This window comes from Buchnera aphidicola (Pemphigus obesinymphae) (assembly GCF_026122815.1).
Classification (GTDB): domain Bacteria; phylum Pseudomonadota; class Gammaproteobacteria; order Enterobacterales; family Enterobacteriaceae; genus Buchnera_C; species Buchnera_C aphidicola_BJ.
Genome location: NZ_JAIWQW010000055.1, coordinates 1 through 782, shown reverse-complemented (window position 1 = coordinate 782; position 782 = coordinate 1). Strand labels below are relative to the sequence as shown.

At 23.4% G+C, this 782-nt stretch carries 2 protein-coding genes; both read left to right on the top strand.

Annotated features, from left to right (window positions below):
* Positions 1-460, top strand: a 460-nt coding sequence (locus LDP10_RS03035; protein ID WP_265197266.1) for a thiamine-phosphate kinase, incomplete at its 5' end; no start/stop codon positions are given.
* Between the two features lie 120 nt (positions 461-580).
* Positions 581-782: deaminase (locus tag LDP10_RS03030; protein WP_414734443.1), on the top strand; the 202-nt coding region annotated here is incomplete at its 3' end.

Here is a 782-nt window from a genome sequence, read left to right as displayed (position 1 = left end):
AAAAATACTCTTACGAAAAAAAAGTATATGTAAATTTTTAATAAAAAAACATTTACATCCCTATCCAAGAATCCTACAAGGTATAGCTTTAAGGAAAATTGCACACTCTGCTATCGACATTTCTGACGGATTACTGGTTGATTTAAGACATATATTATATGAAAGTCAATGTGGAGCTGATATAAATTTAAACAAAATACCTGTTTCTAACATACTAAAAAAAAATTTTTATCCAAAAGTGTGGTTAGATTGGGCATTAAATGGAGGAGAAGATTATGAATTATGTTTTACAATACCTGAATTTAAAAAAAACATTTTAAAAAAAACTCTAAATAAAATTAAAGTACCTTATACCTGCATAGGACGTATTACTAAATATAAAAATGAATTTAATATATTTAAAAATGGAAAAAAAATAAAATACACTATAAATGGTTTCAATCATTTTAAAAAAAAATAAAAATTAATTACATAATATTGTAAATATTGTATACTTTCATATGTTTTAATATGATACTAAATAAAAATATTTATATATATATAAATTAAAATAGAATTTTAATAATATCAACTAAGAATTATGAAAGATATTTTTTATATGAAAAAAGCTATAAAATTAGCTAAACTAGGAGAATTTACAACCTCACCTAATCCTAACGTGGGTTGTATCATCGTAAAAAATAACATTATTATTGGAAAAGGATGGCATAAAAAACAAGGAGAGAAACATGCAGAAATACACGCTTTATCTATGGCAAAGGGAAAAACCAAAGGAGCTACTG